Consider the following 17,072-nt stretch of genomic DNA (forward strand, 5'->3'; position numbering starts at 1 on the left):
TCTAACTAATCAATGAGGATGTCCATGCGTTTTGTCAGCATGCTGTTGCTACCGGTACTGGCTTTTTCTTCGCTGTCGGCCCATGCCGACGCCGAGAGTGTGAAACGTCTGGGCCAACTGCTGGGTTCCGATACCATCACGGCACGTTTTTCCCAGCTGACCCTCGACGGCAGTGGCACCCAGTTGCAGGAAACCGCCGGCGAAATGTCGGTAAAGCGTCCGGGGCTGTTCTACTGGCACACCGATGCCCCCCAGGAGCAGCTGATGGTCTCCGATGGCCAGAAAGTCTCGCTGTGGGACCCGGACCTGGAGCAGGTCACGATCAAGAAGCTTGATCAGCGTCTGACTCAGACCCCAGCCCTGTTGCTGTCCGGTGATGTATCGAAAATCAGTGAAAGCTTTGACATCACCTCCAAACAAGCCGGTGACGTAATGGACTTCACCCTCAAGCCCAAGACCAAGGACACCTTGTTCGACTCCCTGCGTCTGTCCTTTCGTGGTGGCAAGATCAACGACATGCAGTTGATCGACAGCGTGGGCCAGCGCACCAACATCCTGTTCACCGGGGTAAAGGTCAATGAGCCGATCCCGGCTTCCAAGTTCAAGTTCGACATCCCGAAAGGGGCTGATGTAATCCAGGAATAAGCCCTGGAAGAGGTTTCAAACGCTGCCCATGGATCTGTTTCGAAGTGCCCCGATAGCCCAGCCACTGGCTGCCCGTTTGCGTGCGGCCAACCTGGACGAATACGTCGGTCAGCAGCACCTGCTCGCCCGCGGCAAGCCCTTGCGTGAAGCGCTGGAGCAGGGCGCGCTGCATTCCATGATCTTCTGGGGGCCGCCGGGCGTGGGTAAAACCACCCTGGCGCGGCTGCTGGCTGAGGTCTCGGATGCGCATTTCGAAACGGTTTCGGCAGTCCTGGCCGGGGTCAAGGAGATCCGCCAGGCTGTTGAAATCGCCAAGCAGCAGGCGGGCCAGTACGGCCGCCGGACCATTTTGTTCGTCGATGAAGTGCATCGCTTCAACAAGTCGCAGCAAGATGCCTTTTTGCCCTACGTCGAAGATGGCACCCTGATCTTTATTGGTGCCACTACCGAAAACCCCTCGTTTGAGCTGAATAACGCACTGCTGTCGCGGGCGCGGGTGTATGTGCTCAAAAGTCTCGACGAGGTAGCGCTGCGCAAGCTGGTGCAGCGTGCGCTGACCGAGGACAAGGGCCTGGGCAAGCGCGGCCTGACCCTCAGCGAAGAAGGGTTCCAGATTTTGCTGCGGGCGACTGACGGCGATGGCCGGCGCATGCTCAACCTGCTGGAAAACGCCTCGGACCTGGCCGAAGACCACAGCGAAATCGGCACCGACCTGCTGCACAACCTGCTGGGTGATACCCAGCGGCGTTTTGACAAGGGCGGCGAAGCCTTTTACGACCAGATTTCGGCGTTGCACAAGTCAGTGCGCGGCTCCAACCCCGACGGCGCGCTGTACTGGTTTGCGCGCATGATCGACGGTGGTTGCGACCCGCTCTACATCGCCCGACGCGTGGTGCGCATGGCCAGTGAAGACATCGGCAATGCCGACCCGCGAGCCCTGAGCCTGTGCCTGTCGGCCTGGGATGTGCAGGAGCGCCTGGGCAGCCCGGAGGGTGAGCTGGCGGTGGCCCAGGCCATCACCTATCTGGCTTGCGCGCCAAAGAGCAATGCCGTGTATATGGGCTTCAAGGCCGCACTGCGCAGTGCGGCTGAACACGGCTCGCTGGAAGTGCCGCTGCATTTGCGCAATGCGCCAACCAAACTTATGAAACAGCTGGGGTATGGCGACGAATACCGCTATGCCCATGACGAGCCGGATGCGTACGCAGCCGGCGAAGACTACTACCCTGATGAACTTGCGCCATTGAACCTTTATCAGCCTGTGCCGCGGGGACTTGAACTCAAGATCGGCGAAAAGCTGAAATACCTCGCTGCACTCGACCAGGCCAGCCCCAAACAGCGGAGAAAACCGTGATTCCATTGATTGCAGCCGTCTCGGTTGGTGGTATTGCAGGTACATTGTTGCGCTTCGCTACAGGAAACTGGATCAACGCCAATTGGCCGCGGCACTTTTATACCGCGACATTGGCCGTTAATATCGTGGGCTGCCTGTTGATAGGCCTCCTTTACGGACTTTTTCTGATACGCCCGGAAGTACCGATCGAAGTCCGCGCCGGACTGATGGTCGGTTTCCTGGGTGGCTTGACCACTTTTTCATCCTTTTCACTGGATACGGTGCGCCTGCTGGAAAGCGGGCAGGTGCCACTGGCACTGGGCTATGCAGCCCTCAGCGTATTCGGCGGGCTGCTCGCAACGTGGGCCGGCCTGTCCCTGACCAAACTTTGATAAACGAGAAACCGACATGCTTGATTCCAAACTGTTACGTAGCAACCTGCAGGACGTAGCGGATCGCCTGGCATCCCGTGGCTTCAAGCTGGACGTGGCGCGCATTGACGCGCTGGAAGCCAAGCGTAAAGAAGTCCAGACCCTGACCGAGAAGCTGCAGGCCGAGCGCAATGCCATCTCCAAAAGCATTGGCCAGGCCAAGGCTCGCGGCGAAGACATCGCGCCACTGATGGCCAGCGTTGAAACCATGGGCAGCGATCTGGCCAATGGCAAGGTTGAGCTGGACGCCATCCAGACTGAGCTGGACGCCATCCTGCTGGGCCTGCCGAACCTGCCGGATGCGTCCGTGCCGGTAGGCGCTGACGAAGACGACAACGTCGAAATCCGTCGCTGGGGCACCCCGACTGCCTTTGATTTCGAGATCAAGGACCACGTCGCACTGGGCGAGCAACACGGCTGGCTGGACTTCGAAACCGCCGCCAAACTGTCCGGTGCCCGTTTTGCCCTGCTGCGCGGCCCGATTGCCCGCCTGCACCGCGCGCTGGCACAGTTCATGATCAACCTGCACACCGGTGAGCATGGCTACGAAGAGGCCTACACGCCTTATCTGGTCCAGGCCCCGGCGCTGCAAGGCACTGGCCAGTTGCCGAAGTTCGAAGAAGAACTGTTCAAGATCAGCCGTGAAGGCGAAGCTGACTTCTACCTGATCCCGACCGCTGAAGTGACGCTGACCAACATCGTTGCCGGCGAGATCGTTGAGCACAAAGCCCTGCCGATCAAGTTTGTGGCGCACACCCCGTGCTTTCGCAGTGAGGCCGGTGCATCGGGTCGCGATACGCGCGGCATGATCCGTCAGCACCAGTTCGACAAGGTAGAGATGGTTCAGATCGTTGAACCGTCTACCTCGATGGACGCGCTGGAAGGCTTGGTCGGCAATGCCGAAAAAGTCCTGCAACTGCTGGAGCTGCCGTACCGCACCCTGGCGTTGTGCACCGGCGATATGGGCTTTAGCGCCGTCAAGACCTACGATCTGGAAGTGTGGATCCCGAGCCAGGACAAGTACCGCGAAATTTCGTCGTGCTCCAACTGCGGTGATTTCCAGGCCCGTCGCATGCAAGCGCGTTTCCGCAACCCGGAAACCAACAAGCCTGAACTGGTTCACACCCTTAACGGTTCCGGTCTGGCTGTAGGCCGCACCCTGGTAGCCGTGTTGGAAAACTACCAGCAGGCTGACGGTTCGATCCGTGTGCCTGAGGTGCTCAAGCCTTACATGGGCGGCATTGAGGTCATCGGCTAAATGGAGTTTCTGCCGCTGTTTCATAACCTGCGTGGCAGCCGAGTACTGGTGGTTGGCGGTGGGGAGATTGCTTTGCGCAAGTCCCGCCTGCTGGCTGATGCCGGTGCGGTGCTGCGGGTGGTCGCACCCGCCATAGAGCCCCAGTTGTGCGAGTTGATAAACAGCAGCGGTGGCGAACAGGTGCTGCGCGGTTATGTCGAGGCAGACCTGGAAGGGTGTGTCCTGATCATCGCCGCCACCGACGATGAGCCACTCAACGCCCAGGTCTCCGCCGATGCCCACCGCCGCTGCGTGCCGGTCAATGTGGTGGATGCACCTGCCTTGTGCAGTGTGATCTTCCCTGCGATTGTCGATCGTTCGCCGCTGGTCATCGCGATTTCCAGCGGTGGTGATGCACCGGTGCTGGCGCGGTTGATCCGTGCCAAGATCGAAACCTGGATTCCGTCGACCTACGGTCAGCTGGCAGGCCTTGCGGCGCGCTTTCGGGCCCGGGTCAAAGGTTTGTTTCCGGATGTGCAGCAGCGTCGCGGGTTTTGGGAAGATGTTTTCCAGGGCCCGATTGCCGACCGTTTGCTGGCCGGGCAGGGCGCTGAAGCCGAGCGCTTGCTGCTGGCCAAGATTGAAGGTCAGGCCGTCGAAACCACCGGTGAGGTGTATCTGGTGGGTGCCGGGCCGGGTGATCCCGATCTGCTGACGTTCCGCGCGTTGCGCCTGATGCAACAAGCGGACGTGGTGCTCTACGACCGACTGGTGGCCCCGGCGATTCTTGAACTGTGCCGTCGCGACGCTGAACGCATTTATGTCGGTAAGCGTCGTGCTGACCATGCGGTACCGCAAGACCAGATCAACCAGCAACTGGTGGACCTGGCCAAGCAAGGCAAGCGCGTGGTGCGGCTTAAAGGTGGCGATCCGTTCATCTTTGGCCGTGGTGGTGAAGAAATCGAAGAGCTGGCCGCCCACGGGATTCCGTTCCAGGTAGTACCGGGCATTACCGCCGCCAGTGGTTGCGCGGCGTATGCCGGCATCCCGTTGACCCATCGTGACTACGCGCAGTCTGTGCGCTTTGTTACCGGTCACCTGAAAGACGGCACCAGCAACCTGCCCTGGAGCGACCTGGTTGCTCCGGCGCAAACCCTGGTGTTCTACATGGGCCTGGTAGGCTTGCCGATCATCTGCGAGCAGTTGATCAAGCATGGTCGTTCGGCAGATACCCCGGCTGCGTTGATTCAGCAGGGTACTACGTCCAACCAGCGCGTGTTTACCGGTACCTTGGCGGATTTGCCGACCATGGTGGCGGAGCATGAAGTGCATGCACCGACGTTGGTGATCGTGGGCGAAGTGGTTTTGCTGCGTGAGAAGCTGAAGTGGTTTGAAGGGGCTCAGTCTCAGGTCTGACGCCTGCCCTCACCCCAACCCTCTCCCCTGGGAGAGGGCCAGGGTGAGGGGCTTTTGACCTTATCTCAGCTCCGATTTTCCCCCACCAGACTCTCTACCGACGGCACCCGCGTGTCGCTTTCCATCTGCGCATCGTGCTCGATCTGATGACTGAAGCGATCCAGTGAGCCCTGCGCTGGCTGCGCATCGCTGGCAAAAACCGGCGGACTCAGGATGTAAGCCCCCAGCAATCGGCTCAACGCCGCCAGGCTGTCAATATGGGTGCGCTCATACCCGTGGGTCGCATCGCAACCAAACGCCAGCAAGGCGCACCGGATATCATGCCCGGCAGTGACGGCCGAATGGGCATCGCTGAAGTAATAACGGAACATGTCCCGGCGCACCGGCAACTCATTTTCAGTGGCCAATCCCAGTAAATGCCGCGACAGATGATAGTCATAGGGCCCGCCCGAATCCTGCATCGCCACACTCACCGCATGTTCGCTTGAATGCTGGCCTGGTGCTACCGGCGCAATATCGATCCCGACAAACTCGCTCACATCCCACGGCAATGCTGCCGCCGCACCGCTGCCGGTTTCTTCGGTGATGGTAAACAGTGGATGACAGTCAATCAGCGGTTGTTGACCACTGTCGACAATGGCTTTTAATGCCGCGAGCAAAGCAGCTACACCAGCCTTGTCGTCCAGGTGTCGCGCGCTGATATGGCCGCTTTCGGTGAATTCCGGCAGCGGGTCAAACGCCACGAAGTCACCGATATTGACCCCCAACGAATCGCAATCGGCGCGGGTGGCGCAGTAGGCGTCCAGACGCAGTTCGATATGGTCCCAACTGATCGGCAGCTCATCCACGCCAGTATTGAAGGCGTGGCCGGAAGCCATTAATGGCAGAACACTGCCGCGAATCACCCCATTGTCGGTGAACAGGCTGACGCGGCTGCCCTCGGCGAAACGGCTGGACCAGCAACCGACAGGTGCCAGCACCAGACGGCCGTTGTCCTTAATCGCCCGCACGCTGGCGCCGATGGTGTCCAGGTGGGCCGAAACGGCTCGGTCCGGGCTGTTTTTCTGGCCCTTGAGGGTGGCGCGCAAAGTCCCGCGGCGGGTCAGTTCGAAGGGTATGCCCAGTTCATCCAGGCGTTCTGCGACATAACGCACAATAGTGTCGGTGAAACCGGTGGGGCTGGGAATGGCGAGCATCTCCAGCAGCACCCGTTGCAGGTAATCGAGGTCGGGTTCAGGAAGGTTGCGATTCATAAAAACTCCTGCGGGCCAGTCAGCTAGAGCGCTGGCTGACTGTGGGGAAATAGCAGATCGATAAAGCGTTCGGCGGTCGGCTGTGGCTCATGGTTGGCCAGCCCGGCACGTTCATTGGCTTCGATAAACACATAGTCGGGCTGGTCTGCGGCGGGGACCATCAGGTCGAGGCCCACCACCGCAATGTCCAGTGCCCGGGCTGCGCGGATCGCCGCATCGGCCAGCACGGGGTGCAGCACGCCAGTCACGTCCTCCAGACAACCCCCTGTATGCAGGTTGGCAGTGCGACGTACGGCCAGTACCTGCCCGGCGGGCAAAATACTGTCGTACTCATAGCCCGCGGCCTGCACGGCCCGCAGGGTTTCTGCGTCCAGCGCAATACGGCTTTCGCCTCCGGTGGCGGCCTGCCGGCGGCGGCTTTGCGCCTCGATCAACCGTTGAATGCTGTGTTGGCCATCGCCTGTGACTTGCGCAGGGCGACGGATGGCGGCTGCCACCACTTCAAAGCCGATCACGACAATGCGCAGATCCAGCCCCTCATGGAAGCTTTCGAGCAGTACCCGGCTGTCGAACGCCCGCGCCGCCTCAATGGCCAATTGCACGTGCTCGATGCTGTCCAGGTCTACCGCTACGCCATTGCCTTGCTCGCCATCCACCGGCTTGACCACCACCCGTGTGTGTTGTTCAAGAAACGCCAGATTGTCATCGGCATTGCCGGCCAGTTGCTGGCTGGGTACGTTCAGGCCTGCCTGGCTCAGCACCTTGTGGGTCAGACACTTGTCCTGGCACAGGCTCATGCTGATGGCGCTGGTCAGGTCACTCAGAGATTCGCGGCAACGAATCCGACGCCCGCCATGACTGAGGGTGAAAAGTCCGGCGCAGGCGTCGTCTATCTGTACATCGATACCGCGCTTATAGGCCTCTTCAACCAGGATGCTGGCATAGGGGTTAAGCCCTGCTTCAGGGCCGGGGCCGAGGAACAGCGGCTGATTGATACCGTTCTTGCGCTTGATGGCAAAGGTCGAGAGGGTACGAAAGCCCAGCTTGCCGTAGAGGTTCTTGGCCTGGGCATTATCGTGCAGCACCGACAGGTCGAGATAACTCAAACCGCGGCTCATGAAGTGTTCGACCAAATGCCGCACCAGTACCTCACCGACTCCAGGCCTTGAGCACAGCGGGTCAACGGCCAGGCACCAGAGGCTGCTGCCGCTCTCGGGATCGTTGAAGGCTGTGCAGTGGTTCAAGCCCATGACACTGCCGATCACGGCACCGCTGTCTTCATCTTCAGCCATCCAGTACACCGGGCCACCTTCATGACGAGAGGTCAGCAGTGCCGGATCGACCGGCAACATCGAGCGCGACTGGTAAAGCGTGTTGATCGCGTTCCAGTCGGCCTCACTTTGCGCGCGGCGAATCCGAAACCCTCGAAACACGCGGGTAGAAGGACGGTAATCGGTGAACCACAGACGCAACGTGTCAGAGGGATCGAGGAACAGTTGTTGCGGTGATTGCGCCAGCACCTGCTGGGGAGCCGCGACGTAGAGGGCTATGTCGCGCTCGCCCGGTTGTTCGTTGAGCAGCGCTTCGGCCAGGGTGCCCGGGTCGGGAAAGGTATGCCCGATCAGCAACCGTCCCCAGCCACAATGCACCGCCACCGGGTCAGCACTCAGTTCGCTGCCGTCTTCGGCAAAGCGTGCTTGCAGGCGTTCATAAGAGGGCGTCTGGCCACGTAACAAACGTTGGCTATAAGCCGTAGCGAGGGGTTTCATCGGTCAGATTCCTTGTTCGCTCAACCACAGGTTCAAGGCCGCCAACTGCCACAGCTTGGAACCATTGAGGGGCGTCAGCTGGTGTTGCGGGTTGGTCAGCAGTTGATCGAGCATTGCTGGCTGGAACAGGCCGCGATCCTGGCTCGGGTCCAGCAGCAGGTCGCGTACCCAGTTGAGGGTGTTGCCCTGCAAATGTTTGAGACCCGGTACCGGGAAATAGCCTTTTTTGCGGTCGATGACTTCACTGGGAATCACCAGCCGTGCGGCTTCCTTGAGCACTTGCTTGCCGCCATCGGGCAGCTTGAAGCGAGCCGGGATCCGCGCCGACAGCTCGGCCAGACGGTAATCGAGAAAGGGCGTACGCGCTTCCAGACCCCAGGCCATGGTCATGTTGTCGACCCGCTTGACCGGGTCATCCACCAGCATGACCGTGCTGTCCAGGCGCAAGGCCTTGTCTACACCTGCCTGAGCGCCAGGCTGTGCGAAATGTTCACGCACAAAGTCGCCTGCTGCATCATTGGCTGTCAGCCACTGCGGCTGAACCGTGGCTTTGTACTCGTCAAAACTGCGATCAAAAAAAGCTTCACGGTAGGCGGCATAGGGGTCGCTGGCGCCATCGACCTGTGGGTACCAGTGATAGCCGGCAAACAGCTCGTCTGCACCCTGGCCGCTTTGCACCACCTTGCAATGCTTGGCCACTTCTCGTGACAGCAAGTAAAAGGCGATGCAGTCATGGCTGACCATCGGCTCGCTCATGGCGCGGAAGGCCGCTGGCAGTTGCTCGATGATTTCGTGTTCGCCAATCCGCAATTGGTGATGGCGGGTGCCGTAGTGTTTGGCAATCAGATCCGAATATTGGAATTCATCCCCGCGTTCACCGCCTGCGTCTTCAAAGCCAATGGAAAAAGTCGACAGATCCTGTACGCCCACGTCGCGTAACAAACCCACCAGTAAACTGGAATCGACACCGCCCGAGAGCAACACGCCGACATCCACAGCCGCCCGTTGGCGAATGGCCACGGCTTCACGGGTGCTGTCGAGTACGCGATCGCGCCAGTCTTCAAGGGTCAGGTTCGCTTCATCAGCATGGGGGCCGTAGGGCAGGGTCCACCAGGTTTTCTGCTCGGTGTGGCCATTGGCGTCAATGCGCAGCCAGGTTGCAGGCGGCAGTTTTTCGATGCCGGCAACCAGCGTGCGCGGTGCTGGCACTACGGCATGAAAATTCAGATAGTGATTGAGTGCGATCGGGTCGAGCATCGGGCTGATATCACCGCCCTTGAGCAGCGCCGGCAGGGTCGAGGCAAAGCGCAAACGCTCGCCGGTACGCGACAGGTACAGTGGCTTGACACCCAGACGATCGCGGGCCAGAAACAGACGCTGGGCATCCCGCTCCCAGATGGCAAAGGCAAACATGCCATTGAGCTTGGGCAGCAGCGCCTCGCCCCAGGCGTGATAGCCCTTGAGCAGCACTTCGGTATCGCCGCCCGAATAAAAGTTGTAACCCAGGCTTTCAAGCTCGGCCCGCAGTTCGGGGAAATTGTAGATGGCGCCATTGAAGGCCAGCGACAAACCCAGCTGGCTGTCGATCATCGGCTGGGCTGAACCATCCGACAAATCCATGATTTTCAGACGGCGATGGCCCAGGGCTATCGGCCCCTGGCTGTGGAAACCCCAGGCATCAGGTCCACGGGGGGCCAGGTGGTGGGTAATGCGTTCGATGGCTGCCAGGTCGGCAGGGTGTTGATCAAAACGTAACTCTCCAGCTAATCCGCACATGGTGTGTAAATCCTTGGTATTTCGGCATGTGGTGCTACAGGGATGAGTCAGCGTCTTTGCAGGACGCCTCGTAGCGCGTGGGCCCGGTTCTAAAGGGCGATGCTGGTTTTGACTGCATCGCCAGCCCGTACGGCGCAAGGCTCAAGGCACTCGCGCCGGCATAAATGACCGTGTTTTATCGAGTAACCTGTGCCCGGATCGTTCAATAAAAGTTACAAGTGGTTGTTTTGTTGGGTCTTGATGGGTCGAAAGATTTTCATCCGCGTGCACTATTTATATAGGTCACAGCCACTGCTGCGGGGCGTTAGGTTAGGTGCTCTCTGACCTGCAGAAGACCGAATATGACCCGCCATATGCCCCCGCTCGATGCTCGCGATACAACGCTCAGTGATCTGGAACCCCTGGAGCTGGTCCGCAGCCATATGCCCAAGTGGTTGTTGGGAGCTGATCCGCAGATCATTGCAGCCATGAATGCATCCATGGCCAGTAGCCGTTTTTATCATGGGCTGGTCGGCAAGCAATTCGGCGAACTGCAAAGTGTCGAGGTCTACTGCGGGGCATTGCTGGCGGCCGAGGTAATGCGTGAATTCGGGCCGTCACTCAACATTCACAATGACTATCTGGCGGTGGTACATGCTCACCTGATTACCGACGAGACCTTGTTGTCTACGGTTCGTCATTATTGGGTGCGCGACGAGCCCAAGACGCTGTTATGGGCAGCCCTGCAGAGCTTCTCGGCCGGGGAGGCCCTGGCAGATGGTTTTAACCCGCAAAGCCAGATTCGGTTAGGCGGTCAGCCGCAGCAGATCAGCCCTTTGGAGCCCCATCAATTTGCTGCGCTTTGCCGCAGACTGGATCTGGGGCTCAAGTATCAGCAATATCTGGAACACTTTTTGGGCGTCACGGCATCAGGCACGCCCAGGCCTGAGCAGTTGGCGACCGAGAAAAACCTGAGAATCCTGAAAAACCATGACATGGAAGTTGATGCTCACGTCGCCTTCCTCAAGAAAAAGATCAGTCACACGGCGTATACCGCAGTGCTTGCTGCCCTTGCAGAGCCCGCAACTACTGCCCGGCCTGCCACAGTGCACCTGGATGGCAAGCCGATAGTGCTCAGCACACTGTCGATACTGGACACGGCGATTGATGGGGTGGTGATCTTCTCCCCCGACAGTTTGTTGCTGCACCCCGGCAACCGCTTGATTGCCTACATTCCCAATGATCCGCGGACGCCTTTTTTCGAGTTCAGCTCATTGCAGGTGTTTACCGATGAGTTGAAGCAACGCCTGCTGGACCCCGCGTATGCCAAGTTTTTTTCCCGCTTCACGGCCTTGAATGTGCGGCCGTTGTTCATGCAAAAGATCATGGCCCGGCCTGAGCGCCTGGCCCTCACCGCTACGCCCCTGGCCATCAGCGCAGCGCACTACCTGAGTACCGTACAACTCAGGAACATGTTTGCCGATGCCCGGCAACTGGCCGTGCCCACCGGCGTGCTGGATGAGCGCGAGCGCGAACAACGTTGGCAGATGTACAAAACGGCAGGGTTGTTACTGGTAAACGTAGCGGCACTGTTTGTGCCGGTGCTTGGCGACCTGATGCTGGCGGTGGCCATAGGAGACATGCTCAAGGAGGTCTATGAGGGCGTGGAGGACTGGACCCAGGGCGATGTTGACCATGCCCGCGAGCATTTGCTCAATGTCGCTACGGACCTGGCGGTCAATGCTGCTGTGGTGGTCGGGGTGGCTGCTGCAAAAACAGCGGCGAGCCGTTTGAGTGCAGCCACCCGTGAGCACTTTGAAGGATTTCAACCGGTCAGTCGCGATGATGGTACTGCGCGATTGTGGAATAAAGACCTGCAGCACTATGAGCAAAAAACAATGGGGGATCATCGTTTTACGGCCGATGCCCAAGGTTTTATCAGCCTCTACGGCAGGCCGCATGTCGATGTGGCCGGCAAGCACTTCCCTGTTGAGTTCGACGCTGTACGCAAGCAATGGCGTATCCCGCATTCGCGCAGGCCGGATGCCTTCAAACCGGCCTTGCTGCATAACAACCAGGGAGCTTGGCAACATGTCCATGAGCGGCCCCTTGAGTGGGACGCCAGTGCGAGCTTGCTGGGGCGGTTGGGTCCTGGAGCGGCAGCACTGGATGAATCGACCCTGGAGCATATTCGGGGCTTGACCAATACCGCGTCAGGGGCCCTGCGCCGCCTGCACCTGGAAAACCTCGCTGCGCCGCCTTTGCTCAAAGTCAGCCTCAAGCGTTTTGAAATCGATCATCAAATCGACACATTTGTTGAGCAAATGAATGCCGGCCATTACACCTCTCGGCGCTGGAGCGAGCTGCAACTGCAGTTATTGCCTGAACTGGCGGGCTGGCCTGCTGGCAAGGGCCTGGCTGTGGTCAACGATACAGGCAGCCGTCTGGGGCAGTACGCCAGCATGATGTGGCCGACCACGTCGCATATTAACTTGACGACCTCTGTACTTGAGCAAGGCAAGTTGCTGGACGCGGTCCTTGCCGCCTTGCCCGAGGAACAGGTCAAGGCACTGCTGGGCAATGATCTACCTGCCGACGTGGCACCAGCCCGCAGGCTGTCCCGGGTTCTGGGCACTTATGCGCAGGAAAACAAGCGTCAGGTGTTTGAACGGTTGTACGGGCTTTTTAATGTGTCATTTGCGCCTGAGGCCAATCCCATTGAGCGGGATTTTCCAGGGTTGCCGCGTACGGTGACGCAAGCGTTGGTCGAGTCGGCCAGTAACCCTCAACTTCAGAGCTTGCGCACGGGCAGGGTGCCGCTGGAACTGGCTGAGCGTGCGCGCATGCACCAGCGCGATGCCCGGATAAACCGGGCAATCGAGGGGTTCTATCTTGAGCAACAAGCCAACGAAGATACTGAGCGGCTGGCCTTGCATTACCTGGATCAACTGCCTGGCTGGCCCGCCGACAAGGCATTGGAAGTTCGCGAAGAGTCAATTTCAGGTGCTGTGACACAGTATTGGGGTGGTGTACTGACAACCCCGCCCCGAGTGCTGGTCAAAACACCTCGGGGCTATGAACGTTACCGGCCTCGCGGCCATGTTTATCTGCTTGAGCCTGGTGGCCCTGTGTCTATCACGGCTGCCGTGTTCGAGTCCCTGAGCGATCTTGAGCGCGATGCCATGGGCTTTGCTGCAAACACGGACGTTCCTGCTTTCAATGCGGCCCTGGCAAAGCTGGCGGCCAATGCCCGTCAGGAGTCTGCCCGGATACTGCGCATGCAGCCGATCAAACCGGGTTTCATACCGCCGGTTACCCTGGCGGATGGCCAGGTAGGCTACCCCTTGTGCGGGATGACATCCGGTGAGCATTCCTGGGGATTGCAGCGCCGTGTGCGCATGATCTATTCCGACTTTGAAGATGAGCAGGTCGTTGAATACCTGGACACTCTGGTTGAGCGGGGGCTTGAACCGCTTAATATCCTGCGCGAACGCAAACGCGAGAGAAGGGCGCTGCTGGCGAGCCTGCAAGCCTGGATCGATGCCACCCCCGATGAAGTCCCGTTGGCGGATGCCATGTATGACTACCCCGAGAACAGATATCAGGCCGCAGGGTTGATTGAACGCTGCTGGCGCAAGAACCCCACCCACATACCCTGGGCTCACAACGATGAGTTGCACAGCCTGAGCCTTGACGGCTTCAGGTTGGGCAACTTTCCGGTTCTGCCGGCCATAGCCGACTTCAGCCATGTGCGGGAGTTGAAACTCAGCAACATGAACTGCCGGGATACGGCCAATACCTTCCTTGAGCACTTCAATGGGCTGGTTGCCCTGGAAATGGATAACAACCGCATGGTCCATCTACCCTCGCAGCTGGAGCGAATGCCCAATCTGAGACGTTTGTCACTGGCCCGCAACCTGCTGTATCTGAACCCCGGTAACCTGTCGGTACTCAATACCCTGACCAATCTGCAGGTGCTCAACCTGAATGACAACTTGTTGGGCCCCAACCTGCATCTGGCTAATCTGGGTTTTTTACGCAAGGTCTATTTGCGTCGCACCTGGATCGACGAATGGCCACAAGACCTGATTTCCCGCCCATTTCTTGAGTCGGCAGACCTGCGAGAAAACCGCATCATTGAAATACCTGAGCATGTCTACCAGGCCTCGCCCACTGTTACGCGCAATATATCCTTGTCCGGCAATCCTTTATCTGCGACCAGTCGTCTGCGTCTGGCACGCTATGCGATGCAGGGGGGGAGCAGCATGGGAATCAACAGTGAACAACTGATGAGCGAGGCAGCGGCGTTCGAGTTCTGGACGGCGGGGATTACCGCTCAGGAGCTACGAAGAAGAGAGCTGTTATGGAATAGCTTGCGGGCCGATGCTACTTCGGAAGATTTCTTCACGGTGCTCAGCCGTTTGACCGCCACTGCTGACGCCCGTGAAGTGCGTCAGGACCTCAGCCGGCGTGTCTGGGAAATGATTGAAGCGGCTAGCGAGAGTTCACCGTTGCGCCGTGATGTGCTGGATATTGCCGCTTCACCGCGAAGCTGTACTGACAGTGTGGCCTTTACGTTCAGCGAGATGGAAGTGCAAATGGAGCTGGCCTTGCTATCGCACGGTGGCCCGCCACAGAAGCAGCAATTGCTGAATCTGGGCAAGGGGCTGTTCCGACTCGATAGGCTCGCCAAAATCGCCCGCGAGCAATTTTTGTTACGCCTTGAGGGGCCGGGCCCGGCACCGGATGAGCTTGAGATGCACCTGGCTTACCGGGTGGGCCTTGCGCGAGCACTTGAGCTGCCGGGGCAACCTGAAAGCATGGTGTTTAAAGCCCTGGCCGGGGTGACCCAGGCAGATCTGGATATTGCGCGGCTGGAGGTTGAAAGCGCCGAGAAAACAGCCTCGCTGAACATCTTTATCAGCACCCGTCAGTTTTGGCGGGACTACTTGATACGTATATACAGGGTGCAATATGGCACGTTGACCGAGCCGTATTTCGAGGCATTAAGCAACCTGCTTAAAAAGTCTCCAGAAATGAACAGTGAGCGTTATCTGCGCGAGGTCAGTGAAGTTCGTCATCAGATGGACGCTGCTGTCGATGTCTGGAGCCTGCAAAAGACCGAGGCGCTACTCACGCCCAGGTCCTTTGAGGGGTCTCCCTCTACAGCCCTTTGATCAGGGCGCGCAGCCCGAACCGGTTCGGCAGGCAGGCTTCGGCTACTGCTCTGGGTACGGGCAGGGGCTCATCGTTGATCCAGGCGGCGAGTATTTCGCCGGACAGGGGCGCCGTGATCAGACCGCGCGAGCCGTGGCCGCTGTTGACGTACAAACCGTCGAGCCAGGGGCAGGGGATGTCAGGCACTTGTCGGGCATCCTTGCGTAACACGCCATAGGCGCTGGCGAACTGCTCCGGGTCCGCCAGTGGGCCGACAATTGGCAAGTAGTCCGGGCTGGTGCAACGGAACGCCGCCCATCCACGCAGTGTGTCAGGGTTGAGTTGTTCATCACCTAGCCGGTGGGCCATGTCCTGGGAGATTTCCTGGAGCAGGTCAAGGTTGCCCTGATGCCCCTCGGGGGTGGTAGTCAGGTCTTCGTTGTGAAAGTCGAAGCTGGCGCCCAGGGTGTGCTCGCCGAGGCGACCCGGTGCTACGTAACCTTCGGCACACACCACGGTTTTCAATACGGCGCTGTCAGGTGTTTCGACCAGTTGGGTGATTTGCCCGCGAATCCGCTTGAGTGGCAAGCCGCTGCTGCCCGGGAAGCGCTTGACCTCGGCGGCGCCCGCCAGAATGACCACGCTGGCGCTGGCCAGTACCTGATCGTCGTGGCGTGCCTGCCATTGCTCGTCGACCTTGTGCAGTTGCAAAACCTCATGGTGGGTCAACACCTTAACCTTGGGGTGTAAGGTCTGGTAGTGACAAAGCGCTGGAGGGTGAACCCAGCCGCCTTCGGGATAGAACAGGCCACCATGGGCCAGTTCGATTCCGGCCACGGCTTGCGCCTGGGGTTGGTCAAGCAGATGTACCAGAGCAGGAGGGAAGGCTGTGGCCAGTTGGGCCTGACGCTCGGCTTCCTTGGCATTGAAGCCCAATTGCAGGACGCCGCAGTCATCCCAGTCGCGCCCGCGCTGCAGGTGTTCCAGTACGCGACGGGTGTAGCCGAAGCCGCTGACGATCATTTGTGAGAGCGTCGTTCCGTGTGCCGAGAGCTTGAGATACAGCACCCCTTGCGGGTTGCCCGATGCCTCCTTGGCCAGCCTTTCGTGACGCTCCAGCAGTACAACCCGCCAACCGCGGCGCGCCAGGCTATTGGCGCTGGCGCAACCCGACAGACCGCCACCGATCACCAGTGCTGTGCGTGGGCCTTTGGCCAGAGGCGGGCGGGCAAACCAGGGTTTGACCACGGGCGCTGCAGTTGCGGTATCGGGCACGCCGATGAAGGTGCCGCGCAGAATTTCCCACTTGTGGCCGATGCCCGGCGTGCGGCGCATCTTGAAACCGGCCTCATTCAGCGCCCGGCGCACCCAGCCGGTGCTGGTGAAGGTGCTGATCGTCGACCCGGGTGCGGCCAGGCGCGCAAGCTGTGCGAACAGTTCCGGGGTCCACATGTCAGGGTTTTTTGCTGGGGCAAAACCGTCGAGGAACCACGCATCAATTTTGGCGTCGAGCTGCGGCAGTTGCTGCAGTGCGTCGCCGATCAACAGAGTGAGCGTGACCCGGCCATTGCCCAGGGTCAGGGTCTGAAAGCCCGGGTGGATGGCAAAGTACACGGCCAGCAATTGTTCGCTGAACGTTGCCAGTTCAGGCCACAGTGCCAGGGCGCGTTGCAGGTCGTCGCGGGTCAGCGGGTATTTTTCGACGCTGATGAACTGCAGGCGAGCGTCAGGGTGTGCATGTTGCTCGAACAACTGCCAGGCGCACAAAAAGTTCAGCCCGGTGCCGAAACCGGTTTCGCCAATAACCAGATGGCCGTCAGCGGGCAGGGCGGCGAAGCGCTCAGCAAGGGCGTTCTGTTCGATAAAGACATAGCGGGTTTCTTCAAGCCCCGATTTGTCCGAAAAATACACGTCATCAAACACCCGTGAATGGGGGCGACCTTGGTCATCCCAGTCGATCTGGGCATTGGCAGTTTCAGTAGTCATGTGTGGCTCGGCAACGGCAAGGTGGCCATTCTAGCCGATCAGTCAGGTCGGGACTGATCCATGACAGGTTTGCACGGTTTCTTCCTACAT

At 59.4% G+C, this 17,072-nt stretch carries 10 protein-coding genes; 6 read left to right on the top strand and 4 right to left on the bottom strand.

Features of this window, described 5'->3' with window-relative positions:
* The first annotated feature begins 24 nt into the window (after positions 1-24).
* From lolA to cysG, 5 genes are read left to right on the top strand one after another with little or no spacing between them, the layout of a single operon-like run.
* A complete protein-coding gene (lolA, locus tag CJU81_RS09830) occupies positions 25-645 on the top strand; it encodes an outer membrane lipoprotein chaperone LolA (protein ID WP_046809214.1) in 621 nt (206 codons plus the stop codon).
* A gap of 28 nt (positions 646-673) precedes the next feature.
* Complete coding sequence (locus tag CJU81_RS09835; RefSeq protein WP_095036417.1) at positions 674-1,999, top strand: replication-associated recombination protein A; 1,326 nt, start codon at positions 674-676, stop codon at positions 1,997-1,999.
* Complete coding sequence (gene crcB, locus CJU81_RS09840; protein ID WP_095028370.1) at positions 1,996-2,370, top strand: fluoride efflux transporter CrcB; 375 nt, start codon at positions 1,996-1,998, stop codon at positions 2,368-2,370. The genes CJU81_RS09835 and crcB overlap by 4 nt, the downstream gene beginning before the upstream one ends.
* Positions 2,371-2,386: 16 nt before the next feature.
* The gene (gene serS, locus CJU81_RS09845; protein WP_095036418.1) at positions 2,387-3,667 is read left to right on the top strand and encodes a serine--tRNA ligase; all 1,281 of its coding nucleotides are present in this window, start codon (positions 2,387-2,389) and stop codon (positions 3,665-3,667) included.
* Positions 3,668-5,062: a siroheme synthase CysG gene (cysG, locus tag CJU81_RS09850; protein ID WP_095036419.1), complete on the top strand. Its 1,395-nt coding sequence runs from the start codon at positions 3,668-3,670 to the stop codon at positions 5,060-5,062.
* A 65-nt stretch (positions 5,063-5,127) separates the two neighbouring features.
* Here cysG and CJU81_RS09855 read toward each other — a convergent pair whose 3' ends face one another.
* From CJU81_RS09855 to CJU81_RS09865, 3 genes are read right to left on the bottom strand one after another with little or no spacing between them, the layout of a single operon-like run.
* The gene (locus CJU81_RS09855) at positions 5,128-6,315 is read right to left on the bottom strand and encodes an osmoprotectant NAGGN system M42 family peptidase (protein ID WP_095036420.1); all 1,188 of its coding nucleotides are present in this window, start codon (positions 6,313-6,315) and stop codon (positions 5,128-5,130) included.
* Between the two features lie 23 nt (positions 6,316-6,338).
* The gene (ngg, locus tag CJU81_RS09860; RefSeq protein ID WP_095036421.1) at positions 6,339-8,084 is read right to left on the bottom strand and encodes an N-acetylglutaminylglutamine synthetase; all 1,746 of its coding nucleotides are present in this window, start codon (positions 8,082-8,084) and stop codon (positions 6,339-6,341) included.
* Positions 8,085-8,087: 3 nt separating this feature from the next.
* The gene (locus CJU81_RS09865) at positions 8,088-9,860 is read right to left on the bottom strand and encodes an N-acetylglutaminylglutamine amidotransferase (protein WP_095036422.1); all 1,773 of its coding nucleotides are present in this window, start codon (positions 9,858-9,860) and stop codon (positions 8,088-8,090) included.
* A 341-nt stretch (positions 9,861-10,201) separates the two neighbouring features.
* Here CJU81_RS09865 and CJU81_RS09870 point away from each other — a divergent pair, with 341 nt between their 5' ends.
* Positions 10,202-15,016 (top strand): NEL-type E3 ubiquitin ligase domain-containing protein, encoded by a 4,815-nt coding sequence (locus CJU81_RS09870; RefSeq protein ID WP_095036423.1) that lies wholly within the window; start codon positions 10,202-10,204, stop codon positions 15,014-15,016.
* Here CJU81_RS09870 and mnmC read toward each other — a convergent pair.
* Positions 15,003-16,982, bottom strand: coding sequence for a bifunctional tRNA (5-methylaminomethyl-2-thiouridine)(34)-methyltransferase MnmD/FAD-dependent 5-carboxymethylaminomethyl-2-thiouridine(34) oxidoreductase MnmC (mnmC, locus tag CJU81_RS09875; RefSeq protein WP_095036424.1), 1,980 nt, complete (start codon positions 16,980-16,982; stop codon positions 15,003-15,005). The two genes, CJU81_RS09870 and mnmC, sit on opposite strands and share 14 nt — an antisense overlap.
* Positions 16,983-17,072: the final 90 nt, after the last annotated feature.

The sequence above is a fragment of the Pseudomonas fragi genome, from assembly GCF_002269505.1.
GTDB lineage: Bacteria > Pseudomonadota > Gammaproteobacteria > Pseudomonadales > Pseudomonadaceae > Aquipseudomonas > Aquipseudomonas fragi_D.

Excerpts from the sequence above, each read along its gene's own strand:
- lolA (WP_046809214.1), top strand. The coding sequence starts at position 25 with ATGCGTTTTGTCAGCATGCTGTTGCTACCGGTACTGGCTTTTTCTTCG.
- CJU81_RS09835 (WP_095036417.1), top strand. The coding sequence starts at position 674 with ATGGATCTGTTTCGAAGTGCCCCGATAGCCCAGCCACTGGCTGCCCGT.
- serS (WP_095036418.1), top strand. The coding sequence starts at position 2,387 with ATGCTTGATTCCAAACTGTTACGTAGCAACCTGCAGGACGTAGCGGAT.
- cysG (WP_095036419.1), top strand. The coding sequence starts at position 3,668 with ATGGAGTTTCTGCCGCTGTTTCATAACCTGCGTGGCAGCCGAGTACTG.
- CJU81_RS09855 (WP_095036420.1), bottom strand. The coding sequence starts at position 6,315 with ATGAATCGCAACCTTCCTGAACCCGACCTCGATTACCTGCAACGGGTG.
- ngg (WP_095036421.1), bottom strand. The coding sequence starts at position 8,084 with ATGAAACCCCTCGCTACGGCTTATAGCCAACGTTTGTTACGTGGCCAG.
- CJU81_RS09865 (WP_095036422.1), bottom strand. The coding sequence starts at position 9,860 with ATGTGCGGATTAGCTGGAGAGTTACGTTTTGATCAACACCCTGCCGAC.
- CJU81_RS09870 (WP_095036423.1), top strand. The coding sequence starts at position 10,202 with ATGACCCGCCATATGCCCCCGCTCGATGCTCGCGATACAACGCTCAGT.
- mnmC (WP_095036424.1), bottom strand. The coding sequence starts at position 16,982 with ATGACTACTGAAACTGCCAATGCCCAGATCGACTGGGATGACCAAGGT.